16 protein-coding genes are annotated in these 15,338 nt (G+C 68.4%); 14 read left to right on the forward strand and 2 right to left on the reverse strand.

What is annotated here, in order from left to right; all coding sequences use genetic code 11:
• Positions 1-377: 377 nt before the first annotated feature.
• The 4 genes from REH65_RS22305 (at position 378) to mnmA (ending at position 4,608) form a co-directional block, all read left to right on the forward strand.
• Positions 378-1,142 carry a GNAT family N-acetyltransferase gene (locus tag REH65_RS22305; RefSeq protein WP_406688950.1) on the forward strand — a complete coding sequence of 255 codons (765 nt, stop codon included), beginning with the start codon at positions 378-380 and terminating at the stop codon, positions 1,140-1,142.
• Positions 1,139-1,963 carry a lysophospholipid acyltransferase family protein gene (locus REH65_RS22310; RefSeq protein ID WP_406688951.1) on the forward strand — a complete coding sequence of 275 codons (825 nt, stop codon included), beginning with the start codon at positions 1,139-1,141 and terminating at the stop codon, positions 1,961-1,963. Before REH65_RS22305 ends, REH65_RS22310 begins: the two co-directional genes overlap by 4 nt.
• 326 nt (positions 1,964-2,289) lie before the next feature.
• The gene (locus tag REH65_RS22315; protein ID WP_406688952.1) at positions 2,290-3,516 is read left to right on the forward strand and encodes a cysteine desulfurase family protein; all 1,227 of its coding nucleotides are present in this window, start codon (positions 2,290-2,292) and stop codon (positions 3,514-3,516) included.
• 3 nt (positions 3,517-3,519) lie between these two features.
• A complete protein-coding gene (mnmA, locus tag REH65_RS22320; RefSeq protein WP_406688953.1) occupies positions 3,520-4,608 on the forward strand; it encodes a tRNA 2-thiouridine(34) synthase MnmA in 1,089 nt (362 codons plus the stop codon).
• Between the two features lie 99 nt (positions 4,609-4,707).
• Here mnmA and REH65_RS22325 read toward each other — a convergent pair whose 3' ends face one another.
• Together REH65_RS22325 and REH65_RS22330 are read right to left on the reverse strand one after the other, a co-directional pair.
• Positions 4,708-4,983, reverse strand: a complete 276-nt coding sequence (locus tag REH65_RS22325; protein WP_406688954.1) for a hypothetical protein — start codon at positions 4,981-4,983, stop codon at positions 4,708-4,710.
• Positions 4,980-5,192, reverse strand: a complete 213-nt coding sequence (locus REH65_RS22330) for a zinc finger protein (protein WP_406688955.1) — start codon at positions 5,190-5,192, stop codon at positions 4,980-4,982. The genes REH65_RS22325 and REH65_RS22330 overlap by 4 nt, the downstream gene beginning before the upstream one ends.
• Positions 5,193-5,314: 122 nt before the next feature.
• Here REH65_RS22330 and REH65_RS22335 point away from each other — a divergent pair, with 122 nt between their 5' ends.
• From REH65_RS22335 to REH65_RS22380, 10 genes are all read left to right on the forward strand, one after another.
• Positions 5,315-6,169: a helix-turn-helix domain-containing protein gene (locus REH65_RS22335; RefSeq protein WP_406688956.1), complete on the forward strand. Its 855-nt coding sequence runs from the start codon at positions 5,315-5,317 to the stop codon at positions 6,167-6,169.
• Positions 6,169-6,342 carry a DUF397 domain-containing protein gene (locus REH65_RS22340; protein ID WP_406688957.1) on the forward strand — a complete coding sequence of 58 codons (174 nt, stop codon included), beginning with the start codon at positions 6,169-6,171 and terminating at the stop codon, positions 6,340-6,342. Before REH65_RS22335 ends, REH65_RS22340 begins: the two co-directional genes overlap by 1 nt.
• A gap of 68 nt (positions 6,343-6,410) precedes the next feature.
• Positions 6,411-6,719, forward strand: a complete 309-nt coding sequence (locus REH65_RS22345) for a hypothetical protein (protein WP_406688958.1) — start codon at positions 6,411-6,413, stop codon at positions 6,717-6,719.
• Positions 6,720-6,831: 112 nt separating this feature from the next.
• A complete protein-coding gene (locus REH65_RS22350) occupies positions 6,832-7,293 on the forward strand; it encodes a YbaB/EbfC family nucleoid-associated protein (protein ID WP_406688959.1) in 462 nt (153 codons plus the stop codon).
• A 2-nt stretch (positions 7,294-7,295) separates the two neighbouring features.
• Positions 7,296-7,613, forward strand: coding sequence for a type VII secretion target (locus tag REH65_RS22355; RefSeq protein ID WP_406688960.1), 318 nt, complete (start codon positions 7,296-7,298; stop codon positions 7,611-7,613).
• Complete coding sequence (locus REH65_RS22360) at positions 7,610-8,311, forward strand: WXG100 family type VII secretion target (protein ID WP_406688961.1); 702 nt, start codon at positions 7,610-7,612, stop codon at positions 8,309-8,311. Before REH65_RS22355 ends, REH65_RS22360 begins: the two co-directional genes overlap by 4 nt.
• Before the next feature lie 9 nt (positions 8,312-8,320).
• Positions 8,321-12,001, forward strand: coding sequence for an RHS repeat-associated core domain-containing protein (locus REH65_RS22365; RefSeq protein WP_406688962.1), 3,681 nt, complete (start codon positions 8,321-8,323; stop codon positions 11,999-12,001).
• 4 nt (positions 12,002-12,005) lie between these two features.
• A complete protein-coding gene (locus tag REH65_RS22370; RefSeq protein ID WP_406688963.1) occupies positions 12,006-12,533 on the forward strand; it encodes a hypothetical protein in 528 nt (175 codons plus the stop codon).
• Between the two features lie 146 nt (positions 12,534-12,679).
• Positions 12,680-14,209, forward strand: coding sequence for a fatty acyl-CoA synthetase (locus REH65_RS22375; RefSeq protein ID WP_406688964.1), 1,530 nt, complete (start codon positions 12,680-12,682; stop codon positions 14,207-14,209).
• Between the two features lie 55 nt (positions 14,210-14,264).
• Positions 14,265-15,296, forward strand: a complete 1,032-nt coding sequence (locus REH65_RS22380) for a methionine synthase (protein WP_406688965.1) — start codon at positions 14,265-14,267, stop codon at positions 15,294-15,296.
• The last annotated feature ends 42 nt before the right edge of the window (positions 15,297-15,338 follow it).

A 15,338-nucleotide genomic window follows, 5' to 3' on the forward strand; every position in this document is an offset into this window, starting at 1 on the left:
GGCGCTGCTGCGGGGTGTGGTGGCAGGAAGGGTCGCATGCTCACGTCGGCGGCCGGATCGGTGACAGAGGAGTTCCCGCGCGCAGGTCGGCGATCGGCCGGGTGACAGGAAAGTTCCCGTGCTCACGTCGGTGACTGGCACGAAAGTTGCCCAACTCCCGGAAGTGGGGGACCAGCGGTGCGGAGGGCGTGCCGGCGGGTAAGATCAACATCGGGTCGAGGTCTGATGAGACGGGTGGGCCTCCCCTCTGACGTGCTGCGATGGGCGGCATCGAGGGGACGGATGGGCTGGCACGCACCTGGCATTCACCGAAAGTTCCGGCTCCGTGTCATCCGCTGGTGTGTTGGGCGTTCGGCTCGCGGCGATACACCTGGGACATGTCCGAGACGCAGCTGCTGGCCAGCGCCGCACCGAACGCGGCGGCCGACGCCCACTACTCGCTTCTCGTCGCTCGTGACGCCGATGAGGTCCACGCCGCACAACGCCTGCGCCACCGGGTGTTCGCGGAGGAGATGGGCGCCACGGTCAAGGGCGGGGAGCTCGGCGTCGACCAGGACTCCTTCGACGACCACTGCGACCACCTGATCGTGCGGGAGGACCGCAGCGGCGAGGTGGTCGGCACCTACCGGATGCTGCCGCCCGACCGCGCCGCCTCCGCCGGAATGCTCTACTCGGAAACCGAATTCGACCTCTCCGCCCTCGACCCGCTGCGCCCCTCCCTGGTGGAGACGGGCCGCTCGTGCGTGCACCCGGATCACCGCAACGGTGCCGTGGTGAGTCTGGTGTGGGCGGGAATCGCCCGCTACATGCTGCTGCACGGGCACACCATGCTCGCCGGCTGCGCCTCGGTGCCGCTGGACGACGGCGGTGTGCAGGCCGCGCACGTGTGGCGGACGGTGTCGCAGAAGCACTACGCACCCGAGGAGCGGCGCGTGCACCCGCACCAGCCGTGGGAGCCGGGTGAGCGCGACGAGCGCTCCACGATCCCGCCGCTGCTGCGCGGCTACCTGCGCTTGGGTGCGGAGGTGTGCGGCCCGCCCGCGCACGACCCGGACTTCGGGGTGGCGGACTTCTTCGTGCTGGTCGACCTCGAACGCGCCGATCAGAGATACATGCGGTTCTTCCTCGGAGAGGCGGCATGAACCACTCGTGGATGCCGGAGTCGCCGTGCGGGCCGGAGTGCCTTCCGCCGCGCGACCCCGGCACCGAGGTCGGCCGGCTGCGGCTGGCCTTGCGCATCGGGATCACCGTCGGGTTGCTGCTGATCGGCAGCGCGATGGTGCTGGCGCTGCCGTCCGCGCTGCGGCAGCGCGCGGTGCCCCGGTGGTTCCGGATGTTGTTGCGAGGGCTGGGCATCCGCCTGGAGATCGACGGCACCTTGACGCCCGGTGGCGGGCTCGTGGTGTGCAACCACGTCTCGTGGCTGGATGTGGTGGCCCTTCAGGTGCTCACCCCGATGAAGATGCTGGCGAAGGTCGAGGTCCGGTCATGGCCGGTGCTGGGTTCTCTGGCCGGGCGGATCGGGACGGTGTACATCGACCGCGACCGGTTGTCGGCCTTGCCGGGCGCGGTGGCCACGATCGCTGACGAGCTGCGGGCCGGTTCGGTGATCGGAACGTTCCCGGAAGGCACCACGTGGTGCGGTGCGGCCGGTGGGACGTTCCGTCCCGCGGTGTTCCAGGCGGCCCTGGACGCGGGTGCCCGGATGCAGCCGGTCGCGGTCCGCTTCCGCGACGGTCGCGGGAAGTTGACGACCGCGGCGGCGTTCCTGGGCGACGCGAGCCTGGCGGACTCGGTGTTCTCGGTGGCGCGCATGCGCGACCTGGTGGTGGAGGTCGTGGTCCTGCCGGAGCTCACCGGCACCGACCGCAAGACCCTCGCCCGGCAGGCCCAGGACGCGATCACGGGAGCCACCGGCGCACGCCGCACCCACGCCGCACCCGCCGAAGCCCTCGCCGCCTGACCCACGCACCGATCCGTACTGCCCCGGCGATGACACGGGGTCGGCCTCGACGTCAAAAACCGCGGTTTTTGACGCCGGGGGCTTCGTCGGCCGGGTTGCGAGGATTGGACGGGGCCGGATGGGTGCTGCTGGTCGGGGGTCGGGGGCGGGGAATTCTCATGGGGACCGCCCCGCCCCGCAGGCCCCAGGTGGTCGGTCGGAGGCCGGGTGCGCTGCTGGTGGGGTGTGATGCTGGTCCGGCCGGGGCGGGTCGAACCGGTCTGACCTGCGTCTTCTGTCGGACCTCGGGGGAGGTGGCGGGCGGCTTGCATTACCCTGGATGAGCGATGACTTACCTCGACCACGCCGCTACGACCCCGATGCGGCCCGCAGCGGTGGCCGCGATGAGCGAGGCGTTGACCCGGATCGGCAACGCCTCGTCCCTGCACACCTCGGGTCGGCAGGCGCGGCGGCAGGTCGAGGAGTCCCGCGAGGACATCGCCGACGCCTTGGGCGCGCGGCCCTCGGAGGTGCTGTTCACAGCCGGGGGCACCGAGAGCGACAACCTCGCGGTCAAGGGCATCTTCTGGGCGCGCCGCGCGGCCGACCCGGCCCGCCGTCGGATCCTGGCCGCCACGGTCGAGCACCACGCGGTCCTCGACGCGGTGGAGTGGCTGGCCGAGCACGAGGGCGCCGAGGTCACCTGGCTGGAGGCCGACGCGCTCGGCCGGATCACCCCCGAGGTCTTCGAGGCGGCCCTGACCAGCGATGACGATGTGGCGCTGGCGACGGTGATGTGGGCGAACAACGAGGTCGGCACGGTCAACGACATCGCCGAGCTCGCCGCCATCGCCGACCGGCACGGCATCCCCCTGCACACCGACGCGGTGCAGGCGGTGGAGACGCTGCCGGTGGACTTCGCGGCCTCGGGTGCTTCGGCGCTGACCATGACCGGCCACAAGGTCGGCGGACCGTACGGTGCGGGGGTGCTGCTGCTGTCCCGCGACGTCAAGTGCACTCCGGTGCTGCACGGCGGCGGTCAGGAGCGCGAGGTGCGGTCCGGGACGATGGACACCCCGAGCGTGCTGGGGCTGGCCGCGGCGGTGCGCGAAGCGGTCGCCGAGCGCGAGTCGCACGCGCCGCAGCTGGCGAAGCTGCGCGACGAGCTGATCAGCGGGGTCCGGGCGGTGGTGCCGGACGTGGTGGTCAACGGCGATCCCGGGGACGGGATCATCGCGGGTGGGCCGTCGCGGCTGCCGGGCAACGCGCACTTCACGTTCCCCGGCTGCGAGGGCGACAGCCTGCTGATGCTGCTGGACGCCAAGGGCATCGAGTGCTCCACCGGATCGGCGTGCACGGCGGGCGTGTCCGAGCCCAGCCACGTGCTGCTGGCGATGGGGGCCGATCCGAAGGCCGCGCGCGGGTCGTTGCGCTTCTCCCTCGGGCACAGCTCGACCGCGGCCGATGTACAGGCACTGACCGAGGCCATCGGGCCGGTGGTGCAACGAGCGCGCAGCGCCGGGCTGGCCGGGTTGCGCCGATCTTCGGCGGCCGCGGCCGCCACGGAGGTGTGAGTCGTGCGAGTGCTGGCGGCCATGAGCGGTGGAGTGGACTCCGCGGTCGCGGCGGCCCGGGCGGTCGCCGCAGGTCACGACGTGGTCGGGGTGCACCTGGCGCTGTCGGCCAAGCCGGGGACGTTGCGCACGGGTGCGCGCGGGTGCTGCACGATCGAGGACTCGCACGACGCGCGTCGTGCCGCTGACCTGCTGGGAATCCCGTTCTACGTGTGGGACTTCGCCGAGCGCTTCACCGAGGAGGTCATCGAGACCTTCGTCGGCGAGTACGCGGCCGGCCGCACCCCGAACCCGTGCCTGACCTGCAACGAGAAGATCAAGTTCGAGGCGTTGCTGGAGAAGGCGATGGCCTTGGGCTTCGACGCGGTCTGCACCGGTCACTACGCCCGCCTGTCCACGGTGGACGGTGTTCCGGAGCTGCGCCGAAGCCGCGACGAGGGCAAGGACCAGTCGTACGTGCTGGCGTCGCTGACCTCCGAGCAGCTGCGGCACTCGATGTTCCCGCTGGGCGGGTCCCTGAAGTCCGAGGTCCGCGAGGAGGCCGCCGAGCAGGACCTGGCGGTCGCCAAGAAGCCCGACAGCCACGACATCTGCTTCATCCCGGACGGCGACACCAAGAGCTTCCTGGAGAACAAGCTCGGCCAGGCCCCCGGTCAGCTGGTCGACGAGGAGACCGGCGCGGTGCTCGGCGAGCACACCGGCGTGCACGGCTTCACGATCGGCCAGCGCAAGGGCCTCGGCATCGACGCCCCCGCCCCGGACGGGAAACCGCGCTACGTGCTGTCCCTGGAACCGGTTTCGGGCACGGTGAAGGTCGGTTCCCGCGATCGCCTGGCGGTCACCGAGATCGACGCGAAGCGCCCGATCTGGCCGTCGGAGCAGCCGCTCGACGGCCCGACCGAGTGCGTCGTCCAGGTCCGCGCCCACGGCGGCACGGCCGACGCGGTCGCCGAGTTCGACGGCGAGCACCTCAAGATCCAGCTCCGCCAGGAACTCCAGGGCGTCGCCCCGGGCCAGGCGGTCGTCCTCTACCGCCCGGACGAAGCCGGAGACCTCGTCCTCGGCAGCGGGATCATCTCCGCCACCCGGTGACGGGGTTCGGGGTTCGGGGAAGTTTTCATGAAAACTTCCCTCCGCTCTTGAAACCGAGGTTTTCATGAAAACTTCCCTCGGTCCTGGGGAAACCGAGGGTCATGGGAACTTCTGTCCCGTTTCGAGGGGACAGTTTTCATGAGAACTGTCCCCTGACGTCGACGGGGAAGTTTTCATGAAAACTTCGCCACCCACTCCGCTGACGATGGTGGCGTGAACGCCGCTGAGCAGGGCGTTGAGCTGGGAGAGGGTGACGACGGCTTCGGCGATCTGGTGGGCGTCGAGGCGGTCGGAGCCGGCGTCGAAGGCGAGTTCGTCGAGGAGCCACTGGGCTTGGCGGAGGTGCACGGCCAGCGCCGTGGACTGCTTGGTCATCGCGCCGGAATCCCCGCCAGGCGAAGCGCTTCCCGGTAGCAGGTCGGGCAGGTGTCCCAGAACCAGCCGAAATCGCTGTTCTCCGCGGTCAACTCCTGCCCGCACAACGTCGTGACCTCGGTCCCGGTCGGGTAGGAGCGCCCGTGCGGGTGCTCGTCGAGACTCGCGTGCCGCCGCCCCTCGCACGGCACCCAGTGGAACGGATACATCGGACTCCTCGGTTCTCGTCCTCATTACTGGTTCTGAGAACCATGCTTCCGTTGCGGTGACAGCTGCGCAATCACCTAGAAGAGCGTTCTCACCTGCGGTTTTATCGGGATAAGATCGGTTCATGACCCGAACCACCAAGGCGAATCCGCGAGCTCGCGCACTGGGAGCCGAGCTGCGACAACTACGAGAAGAAGCAGGCTTCGGTGTTCGGGAACTGGGACGAGTCCTGGGCGTCGGCCACACCACGATCTGGCGATACGAGTCAGGACTCAAGCCTCCGACGCCCGAAGAAGCCGCCAGCGTCCTGACCGTTCTCGGGGTCAAAGGCGAGGACAAGGATCGGATCATCGCGGGTGCCCGCGGTGTTCGAGATCCGGACTGGCTGGCATCCGGGTTCCCCGGTGTGAAGGGGGAGGTTGCCGCGATGGCGGATTTCGAGCGTACGGCGACCGCGATCACGGAAGTTCAGACGCACGTCGTTCCGGGAATCCTTCAGACGCGGGACTACATGACCGCCGTCATGGCCTCGTTGCCGAGGGCGACGCGTGAAGCGCGGATCGCGTTCCGGCTGAGCCGGAGGGAGGTCCTGGACTCCGTTCGTCCGCCTGACTACTCGGTCATCCTCAACGAAGCGGTCTTTCACGAAATGATCGGTGGCCCAGCGGTGATGGCCGAGCAGCTGCGGTATCTCCTGAGCGTTGGCGAGCGGTCGATGATGACCGTCCAGGTCTTGCCGTTCAGCACATCTGCCTGGCACGCCGCCCACGCAGGCCCCTTCTTGTTGCTGGAGTTCGCCGACCAGAACCCCATCGTGCATCTGGAGCACTTTCGAACCACGGCCTTCGTCCGTAACGTGAGGGACGTTCGCGACTACCAGGAGGCGCTGGCCGATATTCGGGACCGAGCGATGAGTTCGGCCGAGTCTCGCGGTTTCATCCGCAGTCGCGTGGAAGCAATCGAAGGTGAGCTGCGGTAATGCCCTTATCCGAACCTGTTGGCTGGCGGAAGTCGTCGCGCTCGAACCAGGAGAGCACGTGCGTCGAGGTCGGCGCGGTCGAATCCGGTGCGGCAGTGCGTGATTCGAAGAACATCGAAGCCGGGTACTTACCACGACCTCGCGGCAGTGGCGTGTGTTTCTGGACGCCCTGAAGTCGGGCCGTTTCGACCGATGACGTTGTCTGCCGGAGCCGGAGGGGCACTGGTCAGGAGGAACGGGAGTGAGTGCATCCGCCTACATGGTTTGTTTCTCGTGTCGGGTTCTCATCGCGCTCGGTAAGCCGGTCATGAAGGACGCTGCGAGTGTTGATCACTTCCACCTCGAAGAGGAAGGGTCTCTGCCCAACTCGGAGAATCCGTTGATCACTAAGTCGTTGTGGAGGTTCTTGGCCGAGCACGCAGGGCATCCGCTGCGTGTGAAATCCAGCTATGAGCCAGACTTCGAGGTCGTGTCATCGTTTTCCGAGATCGGCAGCGATGAAGTAGGCGGCATCGATCTCGGAGGCTATGTAGACGGGTGGTCCGGCTAGTTGTGGCCCTGGCCAGCTGATTCCCCGGTCTTTTTGATCGAAAGCACCACGTCCGGGTCTTGTGCTCCCTAGGCTCTGATCTTGAGGTTGGCGTCCCGAGGATCGGAGTGGCATGGACGGGAACATCCTCGATCCGGACAGCGCGCACGAGCGGTTGGCCGCGTGGAAGGGCCGGATCGAGAAGCTCGCGGCGGACACGCAGACGATGAGTCAGCGGTTCCAGGAAGTGCGCGTCACCGCGAAAGATCCGGGCGGGATCGTCGAGGTCACCATCGACTCGTCAGGCGGGCTGGCCGACATCAAGCTGACCTCCAAGATGAAGGGCAGCGACCCCGACGCCGTCTCGCGCGCCATCATGACGGCCTTCGCTGAAGCCAAGAACCAGCTCGCCCAGCGCTCGCAGGAGATCATCGCCGAGACGATGGGCACCGAATCCCCGGCGGCGCGGGCGATCGCCGACAGCGTCGGCGCGCAGCTCGCGGCCGATCCCGGCGCCGTCGCCGCGAAGCCGAGCGCGCCGGAACCCCCGGACGACGAGGACAACGAGAACCGCTCGTTCATGGAGAAGTGGTAGCCGTGGGCGACGGATACACCGTCAACGCCGAGCAGATCCGTGCTCACGCCGCCAAGGTCGAGCAGATCCAGGCCCGCTTCGACGCGGTGAAGTCCGCGAGCGCGCACATCACCCAGGACGACCAGGCCTACGGGCTGTTGTGCGGGTGGATCTCGGGAATCCTGGAGAGCCGTCACGCCCGGCAGGACGAGCTCATCTCGTACGTGGCCGAGAACCTGTCGCTGGCCGCCGAATCCCTCCGCGCCGCCGCCGACGACTACCAGGCGATGGACGAGGACCACGCGGCGCAGATCAAAACGTCCGGTGGAGGGATGCCGTGAGCGGGGACTCGCTGGTCGCACCGGTCGAATCGACCCGCAAGGCCTGGACCGGATCGAGCATGGCCGAGAGCGTCGAAGGCCTCGTCACCTCCATCCAGAGCGAGGACTGGGTGGACGCCGCGCTGGCCGGTCTCGGCACCGGGCTGGAAGTCGCCTCCGCCGTGCTGGACCCGTTCAGCGCGCTGCTGTCCAACGGGATCGGCTGGGCGATGGAGTACTTCGAGCCGCTGCGCGAGATGCTCGACGAGCTCACTGGCATGCCCGATGTCGTCCGCTCCCACGCGGCGACCTGGAACAACATGGCCACCGAACTCGGTGCGATGGCCGAAGAGCTCAAGTCCAGCCTGGAAAGCGACCTCGGCGAGTGGAAGGGCGTCGCCGCCGACGCCTACCAGCAGATGATGGGCAACAACGTGCAGGCCATCGGTGGCCTCGCGGCGATCTCGGCCGCGATGGCCTCGGCCACCGAAGGCGCCGGTGGACTGGTGCAGCAGACCCGCGAGCTCGTGCGCGATCTCATCGCCGACCTGGTGGCGCGGGTGGTCGTGTGGGCGGTGGAAGCGATCTTCGTGGTGACGATCCCGGTGATCGCCGCCCAGATCGTCTCCGCGGTGCTCAAGTGGGTCGGGCGCATCTTCACCTACATCACCGGCCTGATCACCAGCCTCACCAACCTCACCAAGCTGCTCAACGGATAAGGGGAATCCGTGGCCAAGACCAAGGGCACCGGGGGTACGACGTCGAAGCCGGACGGGGACGCCGGGGGAGGTTCGTCCAGCAGGCCGTCGCAGAAGGTCGGCAACGTCGACGCGAGCAAGAGCGTCTCCAGCGCGCAGGACGCCACCCACCAGTTCGCGCAGGGCGGGCGTGCGGGCGGCAACGGGAACTCGACGGCCCCGGCTGGTGCGAGCCCGCCGCCGTCGCGGACCGATCCGGCAGGAACCTCGCCGAACTCGAAACCCGGCGACGCGGACCTCAACGACCGGAGCTCGGACCCGCAGAACCCGACGACGGACGCCAACAAGCGCAACACCGAAGGCGATCCGATCGACATCGCCAGCGGCGAGATGATCCTGCAGCAGACCGACGTCGAGCTGCAGGGCGTGCTCCCGCTCGTGCTCAAGCGCACCCACCTGTCCTCGTACCGGGTGGGGCAGCGATTCGGCGAGTTCTGGACGTCGACGCTGGACCAGCGGCTGGAGTTCACCAGCTCAGGGGTGTCCTTCGCGGCCGAGGACGGCAAGCTGCTGGTGGCTCCCACACCGGCCGTCGGTGCCACGGCGCGGTTCGCCGGTTCCCTTCACGAGCTCACCCGTGGTGGGGAAGGGAACTTCACGATCACCGAGTTCGACACCGGCCGGACACTGCACTTCACCACCGGTGACACGAACGCTCCCCTGACCGCGATCGTGGCCCGCAACGGCGATCGCATCGACTTCGACCACGACGAGACCGGAACACCCGTCGAAGTGCGGCACTCCGGCGGCTACCGCATCCGCATCGACTCCGAGGACGGTCTGGTCACCGCCCTGCACCTGCGCGGCGCCGACACCGGCAACGACGTTCCCCTCATGCGCTACGTCTACGAGGACCGCAGGCTCACCGAGGTCGTCAACGCCTCCGGCCTGCCGCTGCGGTTCGACTACGACAGCCACGGGCGCATCACCGGCTGGACCGACCGCAACGACAAGTGGTACCGCTTCAGCTACAACGCCGAAGGCCGTGTCATCGCAGGTGAGGGATCCGGTGGATTCCTCAGCGGCACCATGACCTACGACGTCGAGAACCGGATCACCACCTGGACCAACTCCCAAGGCGCCAGCACCACCTACCACCTCAACGAGGCCGGTCAGACGATCCGCGAGATCGACTCCCTCGGCGGAGAAACGCTGTCGGAGTGGGACGAATTCGACCGGCTGCTCTCCCGCACCGACCCGCTCGGCCGCACCGTCCGCTACGACCACGACGACGAGGGAAACCTCGTCGCGGTCACCCGGCCCGACGGCACCCAGGCCCGCTTCGAGTACAACGCGCTGCGGCTTCCCATCACGATCGTCGCGCCGGACGGCTCCGTGTCACGCCGCGAGTACGACCAGCACGGCAACGTCACCAAGTCGATCGACCCGACCGGGGCCGTCACCGGCTACGCCTACGACGAGCAAGGGCACCTTTCGCGCATCACCGACGCGATGGGACACGTTCAGCACGTCGAGACCGATGCGGCGGGACTTCCCATCGCGCTGACCGACCCGCTCGGAGCGAGGACGCTTTTCACCCGAGACGCGTTCGGCCGCGTCTCGGAGATGACCGACCCGCTGGGCGGCATCACCCAGTTCGGATGGACCGTCGACGGTAAACCCGCGTGGCGAACCCTTCCCGACGGGGCCACCGAGCGGTGGATCTACGACGGTGAAGGGAACCTTCGCAGCCACGTCGACGCGCTCGGGCAGGAAACGCGCACCGACGTCACCCACTTCGACCTGCCCTCGGCGGAGACCCGCCCCGACGGGACGCGCTTGCAGTTCGGCTACGACACCGAACTCCGCCTGGTCAGCGTCACCAACGAGCTCGGCGCCGTGTGGCGCTACGACTACGACCCGGTCGGCAACCTCGTGCGCGAAACCGACTTCAACGGTCGCGTCGTCTCCTACCGGCACGACGCCGCCGGCCAGCTGATCACGCGCACGAACGGTGCGGGAGAAGTGACCTTCTTCGCCCGCGATGCCCTCGGCAACGTCATCGAACGCCGCAGCGGTGACACGATCTCGACCTTCACGTTCGACCCGCTCGGACGGCTCACCGAAGCGATGGACGGTGACACGCAGGTCACCTTCCACCGCGACCCGGCAGGGCGGGTGCTCGCCGAAACCATCAACGGCCGCACCATCGCCTCCACCTACGACGTGCTCGGACGGCGGGCCCGCCGCCGCACGCCCTCGGGCGCGGAGAGCGCGTGGGAGTACGACGGGAACAGCCGTCCCACCGCGCTGCACACCGCCGGGCGCACGCTGCGGTTCGGCTACGACAGCGCAGGCAACGAGGTCCAGCGCCAACTCGGCCCGCAAGCCGTCCTCGCCCAGGCCTGGGACACCAACCACCAGCTGCGCTCGCAAACCATCACCGGCGCAGCCGGTCGGCAGCTCCAGCAGCGCGGCTACACCTACCGCGCCGACGGCAACCTCACCGGCCTCGACGACCAGCTCACCGGACCCCGCACCTTCGAACTCGACCGGGCCGGCCGCGTCACCGCGGTCACCGGCAGCGGCTGGACCGAGCGCTACGCCTATGACGCGGCCGGAAACCTCGCGCACGCCTCGTGGCCCTCGCCCGACTCCGAGGAGATCGGCGACCGCGAGTACAGCGGCACCCTCATCCGGCGGGCCGGCAACGTCCGCTACGAGCACGACGCCCAAGGCCGCGTCGTGCTCCGCCAGCGCAAACGCCTCTCCCGGAAACCCGAGACCTGGCGCTACTTCTGGGACTCCGACGACCGCCTGGTCGAAGTCCTCACCCCCGACGGCACCCGCTGGCGCTACCGCTACGACCCGCTCGGCCGCCGCGTCGCCAAGCAACGCCTCACCCCCGACGGGACGGGCGTGGCCGAGCAGATCGAGTTCACCTGGGACGGCACGGTCCTGGCCGAGCAGGCCCACACCGACGGCGTGCTCAACGGGCCGCAGCTCGGCGACCGCCGCGTCACGGTCTGGGACTACGAGCCGGGAACCTTCCGCCCACTCATCCAGGCCGAACGCTCCCAACTCCGCAACGCACCCCAGCAGTGGGTCGACGAGCAGTTCTACTCCATCGTCACCGACCTCGTCGGCACCCCAACGGAACTGATCAACGACCAAGGCGGAATCGCCTGGTTCCACAGAACCACCCTCTGGGGCATCACCACAGACCAAAGCCGCACCGGGGCGTACACACCCTTGCGGTTCCCGGGCCAGTACGCCGACCCCGAGACGGGGTTCAACTACAACTTCCACAGGCATTACGACCCGGGAACCGGCTCCTACGGCAGCAATGATCCGTTAGGGCTCGCCGGGGGATTTAACCCACACCGGTACGTTCCGAACCCGCTGAGCTGGCTTGATCCCCTGGGGCTCAAGTCTGAGACCTGCCCGAACGGTGGGAACGAAGAGGGTAAGCGCAGTGTCGTCGGGACCTTGGTAAATGAGCGAGGGGTTCGGATTCAGATCTACTCGAATGATCACGCTCCGCCGCATGCGCATGTCAAGGGCGGTGGATCGGAGACGCGAATCGGCCAGAACGGTTATCCGCTCAAGGGGGATCCCGAGTTGTCGCGGAGGCAGCAGGAAGTTGTGGATGCGAATCGCAAGCTGATCCGAGATACCATTCGTGAGTACATGCGCCAACATGAGGATTGATGTCATGGGTGACGAGTTCCACGAGGTGCTTCGAGGGCTGCTTTCCAGCGTTGGCGACGAGACCGACCCTGGTCGGGTCGAGGACGATGGGCATCTTCGTTATCAGCTGTACAAGCAGATCGTCGACGCCTGGGATGGGCGGGGAGAGCTCCTGCTTCTCGTCGAATCGATCTCCACGGACCCCGATCCCGTGATGGCGGGAGCGGCGGCGACCGATGTTGTCGACGCCGTTGCTCGGGCCTGCCTCTCGTCTGGCGAATTTGAGGATTGGGTTTCGGAGTACAGCGGCTTCATCGCGAAGTTCGATTTCGCGAGAAAACGGTCCGAAGAATGGTTCCTTTACAGGCGTGTTCTGGGTGGTGAGTCGGGTGCGATCGACGAGGCGCTGGCAGGAACCGACTGGCTGCAGAAGCGGATTGCGGCTGAGTGCGATCTGATTGACGTGCTGGAGCGGCTCTCCGAGGAAGGGCGAACAAAGAGGATTCGATCCTCCGCGGCGCAACGGTTGGTCGGGCTTCGGTCAAAGGGCTGATGCGGGTGGTCCTCGACTCCGGTGGAAGCTGGAAATGTGGCGCATTTCGTGTCGCGTGCGGCCCGTCTCTGATTGATCTGTCCGGCCTAGTCTTCTCCGGTTTGCCGGGTTAGTGTCTGGCCTCACACGATGGCGTGGGAGGACTGATGGTGGAGCTTCGGGGGAGCGCGGTCGCGGACGTGGTGCGGCGGAGCGCCGCGCGCGTGGGTGATCGGGAGGCGCTGCGGTTCGTCGATTCCGGTGGCCACGAGCGGGTCTGGAGCTACGCCGAGCTCGACGCCGCGGTCAGCCGGGCCGCCGGGTTCCTGCTGGAAGCCGGGGCGGTCAAGGGTGATCGGATCGCCGCCTACGGCAAGAACTCCGACGCCTACCTGATCGGTTTCCTGGCCTGCGCCAGGGCGGGCTTGGTGCACGTGCCGATCAACTACAACCTGACCGGAGGGGAACTCTCCTATCTCCTCGCGCAGTCGGGAAGTTCCCTCGCACTGGTCGATCCCGCGTTGGCCGGCAACGTCGACGAGGTGCGGGAGGAAAGTTCCCTGCAGCAGGTCATCCCGCTGCGCGACGCGAAGGGATCCTTGCTGTCGCGCAGCGTTGAGGGGAACGTTCCTGCCATCGACGTCGAGGTCGCCGATGACGATCTGGTGCAGCTGCTCTACACCTCGGGCACGACGTCGCTGCCGAAGGGCGCGATGATGACGCACCGGGCGCTGCTGCACGAGTACGTCTCCTGCCTGCACGCGCTGGACTTCGACGAGGGCGACCTGCCGCTGCACGTGATGCCGCTGTACCACTCGGCGCAGATGCACGTGTTCCTGCTGCCGCACCTGATGATCGGGGCGCGCAACCTCCTCGTCGAGGTGCCCGATCCGGCCGACATCCTGCGCCGCGTCGAGAGCGAGGAGGTGACGTCCTTCTTCGCGGCGCCGACGGTGTGGGTGGCGCTTGCCAACCACGCGGAGTTCGCGACCCGCGACCTCAAGTCCCTGCGCAAGGCCTACTACGGGGCGTCGATCATGCCCGGTCCCGTGCTGCGGCGACTCCGCGAGCAGCTCCCGGAACTGGGCTTCTACAACTGCTTCGGGCAGTCCGAGATCGCGCCGCTGGCGACCGTGCTGCGACCGGAGGAGCACGACGAGCGGCCGGACTCGGCCGGTCGGCCGGTGCTGTTCGTGGAGGCCAAGGTCGTCGACGACCAGGGCGAGGAGGTCGCGCCGGGCGAGCTCGGCGAGATCGTCTACCGCTCGCCGCAGCTGTGCACGGGGTACTGGGACAAGCCGGAGGAGACCGAGGAGGTCTTCCGCGGCGGCTGGTTCCACTCCGGTGACCTGGTGCGACGCGACGAAGCCGGGTACTGCTTCGTCGTCGACCGGATCAAGGACGTGATCAACACCGGGGGCGTGCTGGTCGCCTCCCGCGAGGTCGAGGACGCCCTCTACACGCACCCGGCGGTCGCGGAGGTCGCCGTCATCGCGGTCCCGGACCCGAAGTGGATCGAGCGGATCGCGGCCGTCGTCGTCACCAAGGCCGAGATCACCGAGCAGGAACTCCTCGACCACGCCCGAAACGCGCTGGCCGGGTTCAAGATCCCCAAGCAGATCCGCTTCGTCGACGACCTCCCCCGCAACAGCTCCGGAAAACTCCTCAAACGAGTCCTCCGCGACGAACTGGCGTGAACCACCGGGATCACCCGGGCGGGGCGGCGAGGTGCGGCGGTCGATAATGGGACTCGTGACTGATGCTGCTTGGGGTCCGGGTGTGGCCACCGCCGTCGGGTCGCTTCCCGGGACCGATCCGGTGGAGGCGGCGCGGACCGCGGTCGGGGAACTGCCGGAGCTGATGCCGGTGCCCGAGCTGCCCGCGCGCGGGGTCGGGGCCGACATCCTCGGACGGACGGCGGGGCTGCTGGTCGACCTGGCGGTCGAGGTCGTGCCGTCGGGGTATCGCGTGGCGAGCTCGCCCGGGATGGATCACCGGCGGGCCGTGGACCTGCTGCGCTGGGACCTCGACGCGTTGGAGCAGGCCGTCACCGAGGCCGGTGCGCCGGAGGTCGTGAAGGTGCAGGCCGCCGGGCCGTGGACGCTGGCGGCCGGGATCGAGCTGGCGCGCGGACATCGGGTGCTCACCGATCACGGCGCGCTGCGGGACTTCACCGAGTCGCTCACCGAAGGTCTCCTCGGGCACGTCGGGCAGGTCGCCGCGCGCACCGGTTCGCGTGTGCTGGTGCAGCTGGACGAGCCGTCGCTGCCCGCCGTGCTCAAGGGCGCGCTGCCCACGCCGTCCGGGTACGGCAACGTCGCGGCCGTGCCGGAGCCGGACGTGCAGCGGCTGCTCGGCGAGGTGATCGACGAGATCGGGTCGGCGACGGGGGAACCCGTCGTCGTGCACTGCTGCGCCAAGCGCCCGCCGGTGGAGCTGCTGCGCCGGGCCGGGGCCGGTGCGATCTCGCTGGACGCCTCCGGTCTGGGCGAGGTCACGGGCCGCTTCGCCGACGAGCTCGGCGAGGCGTGGGAGGAGGGCACGACGCTGTTCCTCGGCCTCGTCCCCAGCGTCGACCCGGCGGGACAGGCGGAGCTGCGCGACATCGCGCAACCGGCGTTCGACCTCGCGACGCGCCTCGGCTTCGGCAAGAAGACCCTCGCCGAACGAGCCGTCCCCACCCCCACCTGCGGTCTCGCAGGGGCGTCCCCGGCCTGGGCCCGCCGTGCGATCTCCCTGACCAACGACCTCGCCAAGCTCTTCGCCGACGAAGCCGAATCCTGATCTCCGGTCTCACTCGGTGCTGGCGGGGAATCGCTGGGCGAA

The sequence above is a fragment of the Saccharopolyspora sp. ID03-671 genome, from assembly GCF_045278815.1.
GTDB classification, from domain to species: Bacteria; Actinomycetota; Actinomycetes; order Mycobacteriales; family Pseudonocardiaceae; genus Saccharopolyspora; species Saccharopolyspora ipomoeae.

What these genes read in the sequence shown, in the direction of transcription:
- REH65_RS22350 (WP_406688959.1), top strand. Translation starts at nt 6,832, where the DNA reads ATGGACGGGAACATCCTCGATCCGGACAGCGCGCACGAGCGGTTGGCC.
- REH65_RS22335 (WP_406688956.1), top strand. Translation starts at nt 5,315, where the DNA reads ATGACCCGAACCACCAAGGCGAATCCGCGAGCTCGCGCACTGGGAGCC.
- REH65_RS22370 (WP_406688963.1), top strand. Translation starts at nt 12,006, where the DNA reads ATGGGTGACGAGTTCCACGAGGTGCTTCGAGGGCTGCTTTCCAGCGTT.
- REH65_RS22330 (WP_406688955.1), bottom strand. Translation starts at nt 5,192, where the DNA reads ATGTATCCGTTCCACTGGGTGCCGTGCGAGGGGCGGCGGCACGCGAGT.
- REH65_RS22310 (WP_406688951.1), top strand. Translation starts at nt 1,139, where the DNA reads ATGAACCACTCGTGGATGCCGGAGTCGCCGTGCGGGCCGGAGTGCCTT.
- REH65_RS22305 (WP_406688950.1), top strand. Translation starts at nt 378, where the DNA reads ATGTCCGAGACGCAGCTGCTGGCCAGCGCCGCACCGAACGCGGCGGCC.
- REH65_RS22325 (WP_406688954.1), bottom strand. Translation starts at nt 4,983, where the DNA reads ATGACCAAGCAGTCCACGGCGCTGGCCGTGCACCTCCGCCAAGCCCAG.
- REH65_RS22375 (WP_406688964.1), top strand. Translation starts at nt 12,680, where the DNA reads ATGGTGGAGCTTCGGGGGAGCGCGGTCGCGGACGTGGTGCGGCGGAGC.
- REH65_RS22315 (WP_406688952.1), top strand. Translation starts at nt 2,290, where the DNA reads ATGACTTACCTCGACCACGCCGCTACGACCCCGATGCGGCCCGCAGCG.
- REH65_RS22340 (WP_406688957.1), top strand. Translation starts at nt 6,169, where the DNA reads ATGCCCTTATCCGAACCTGTTGGCTGGCGGAAGTCGTCGCGCTCGAAC.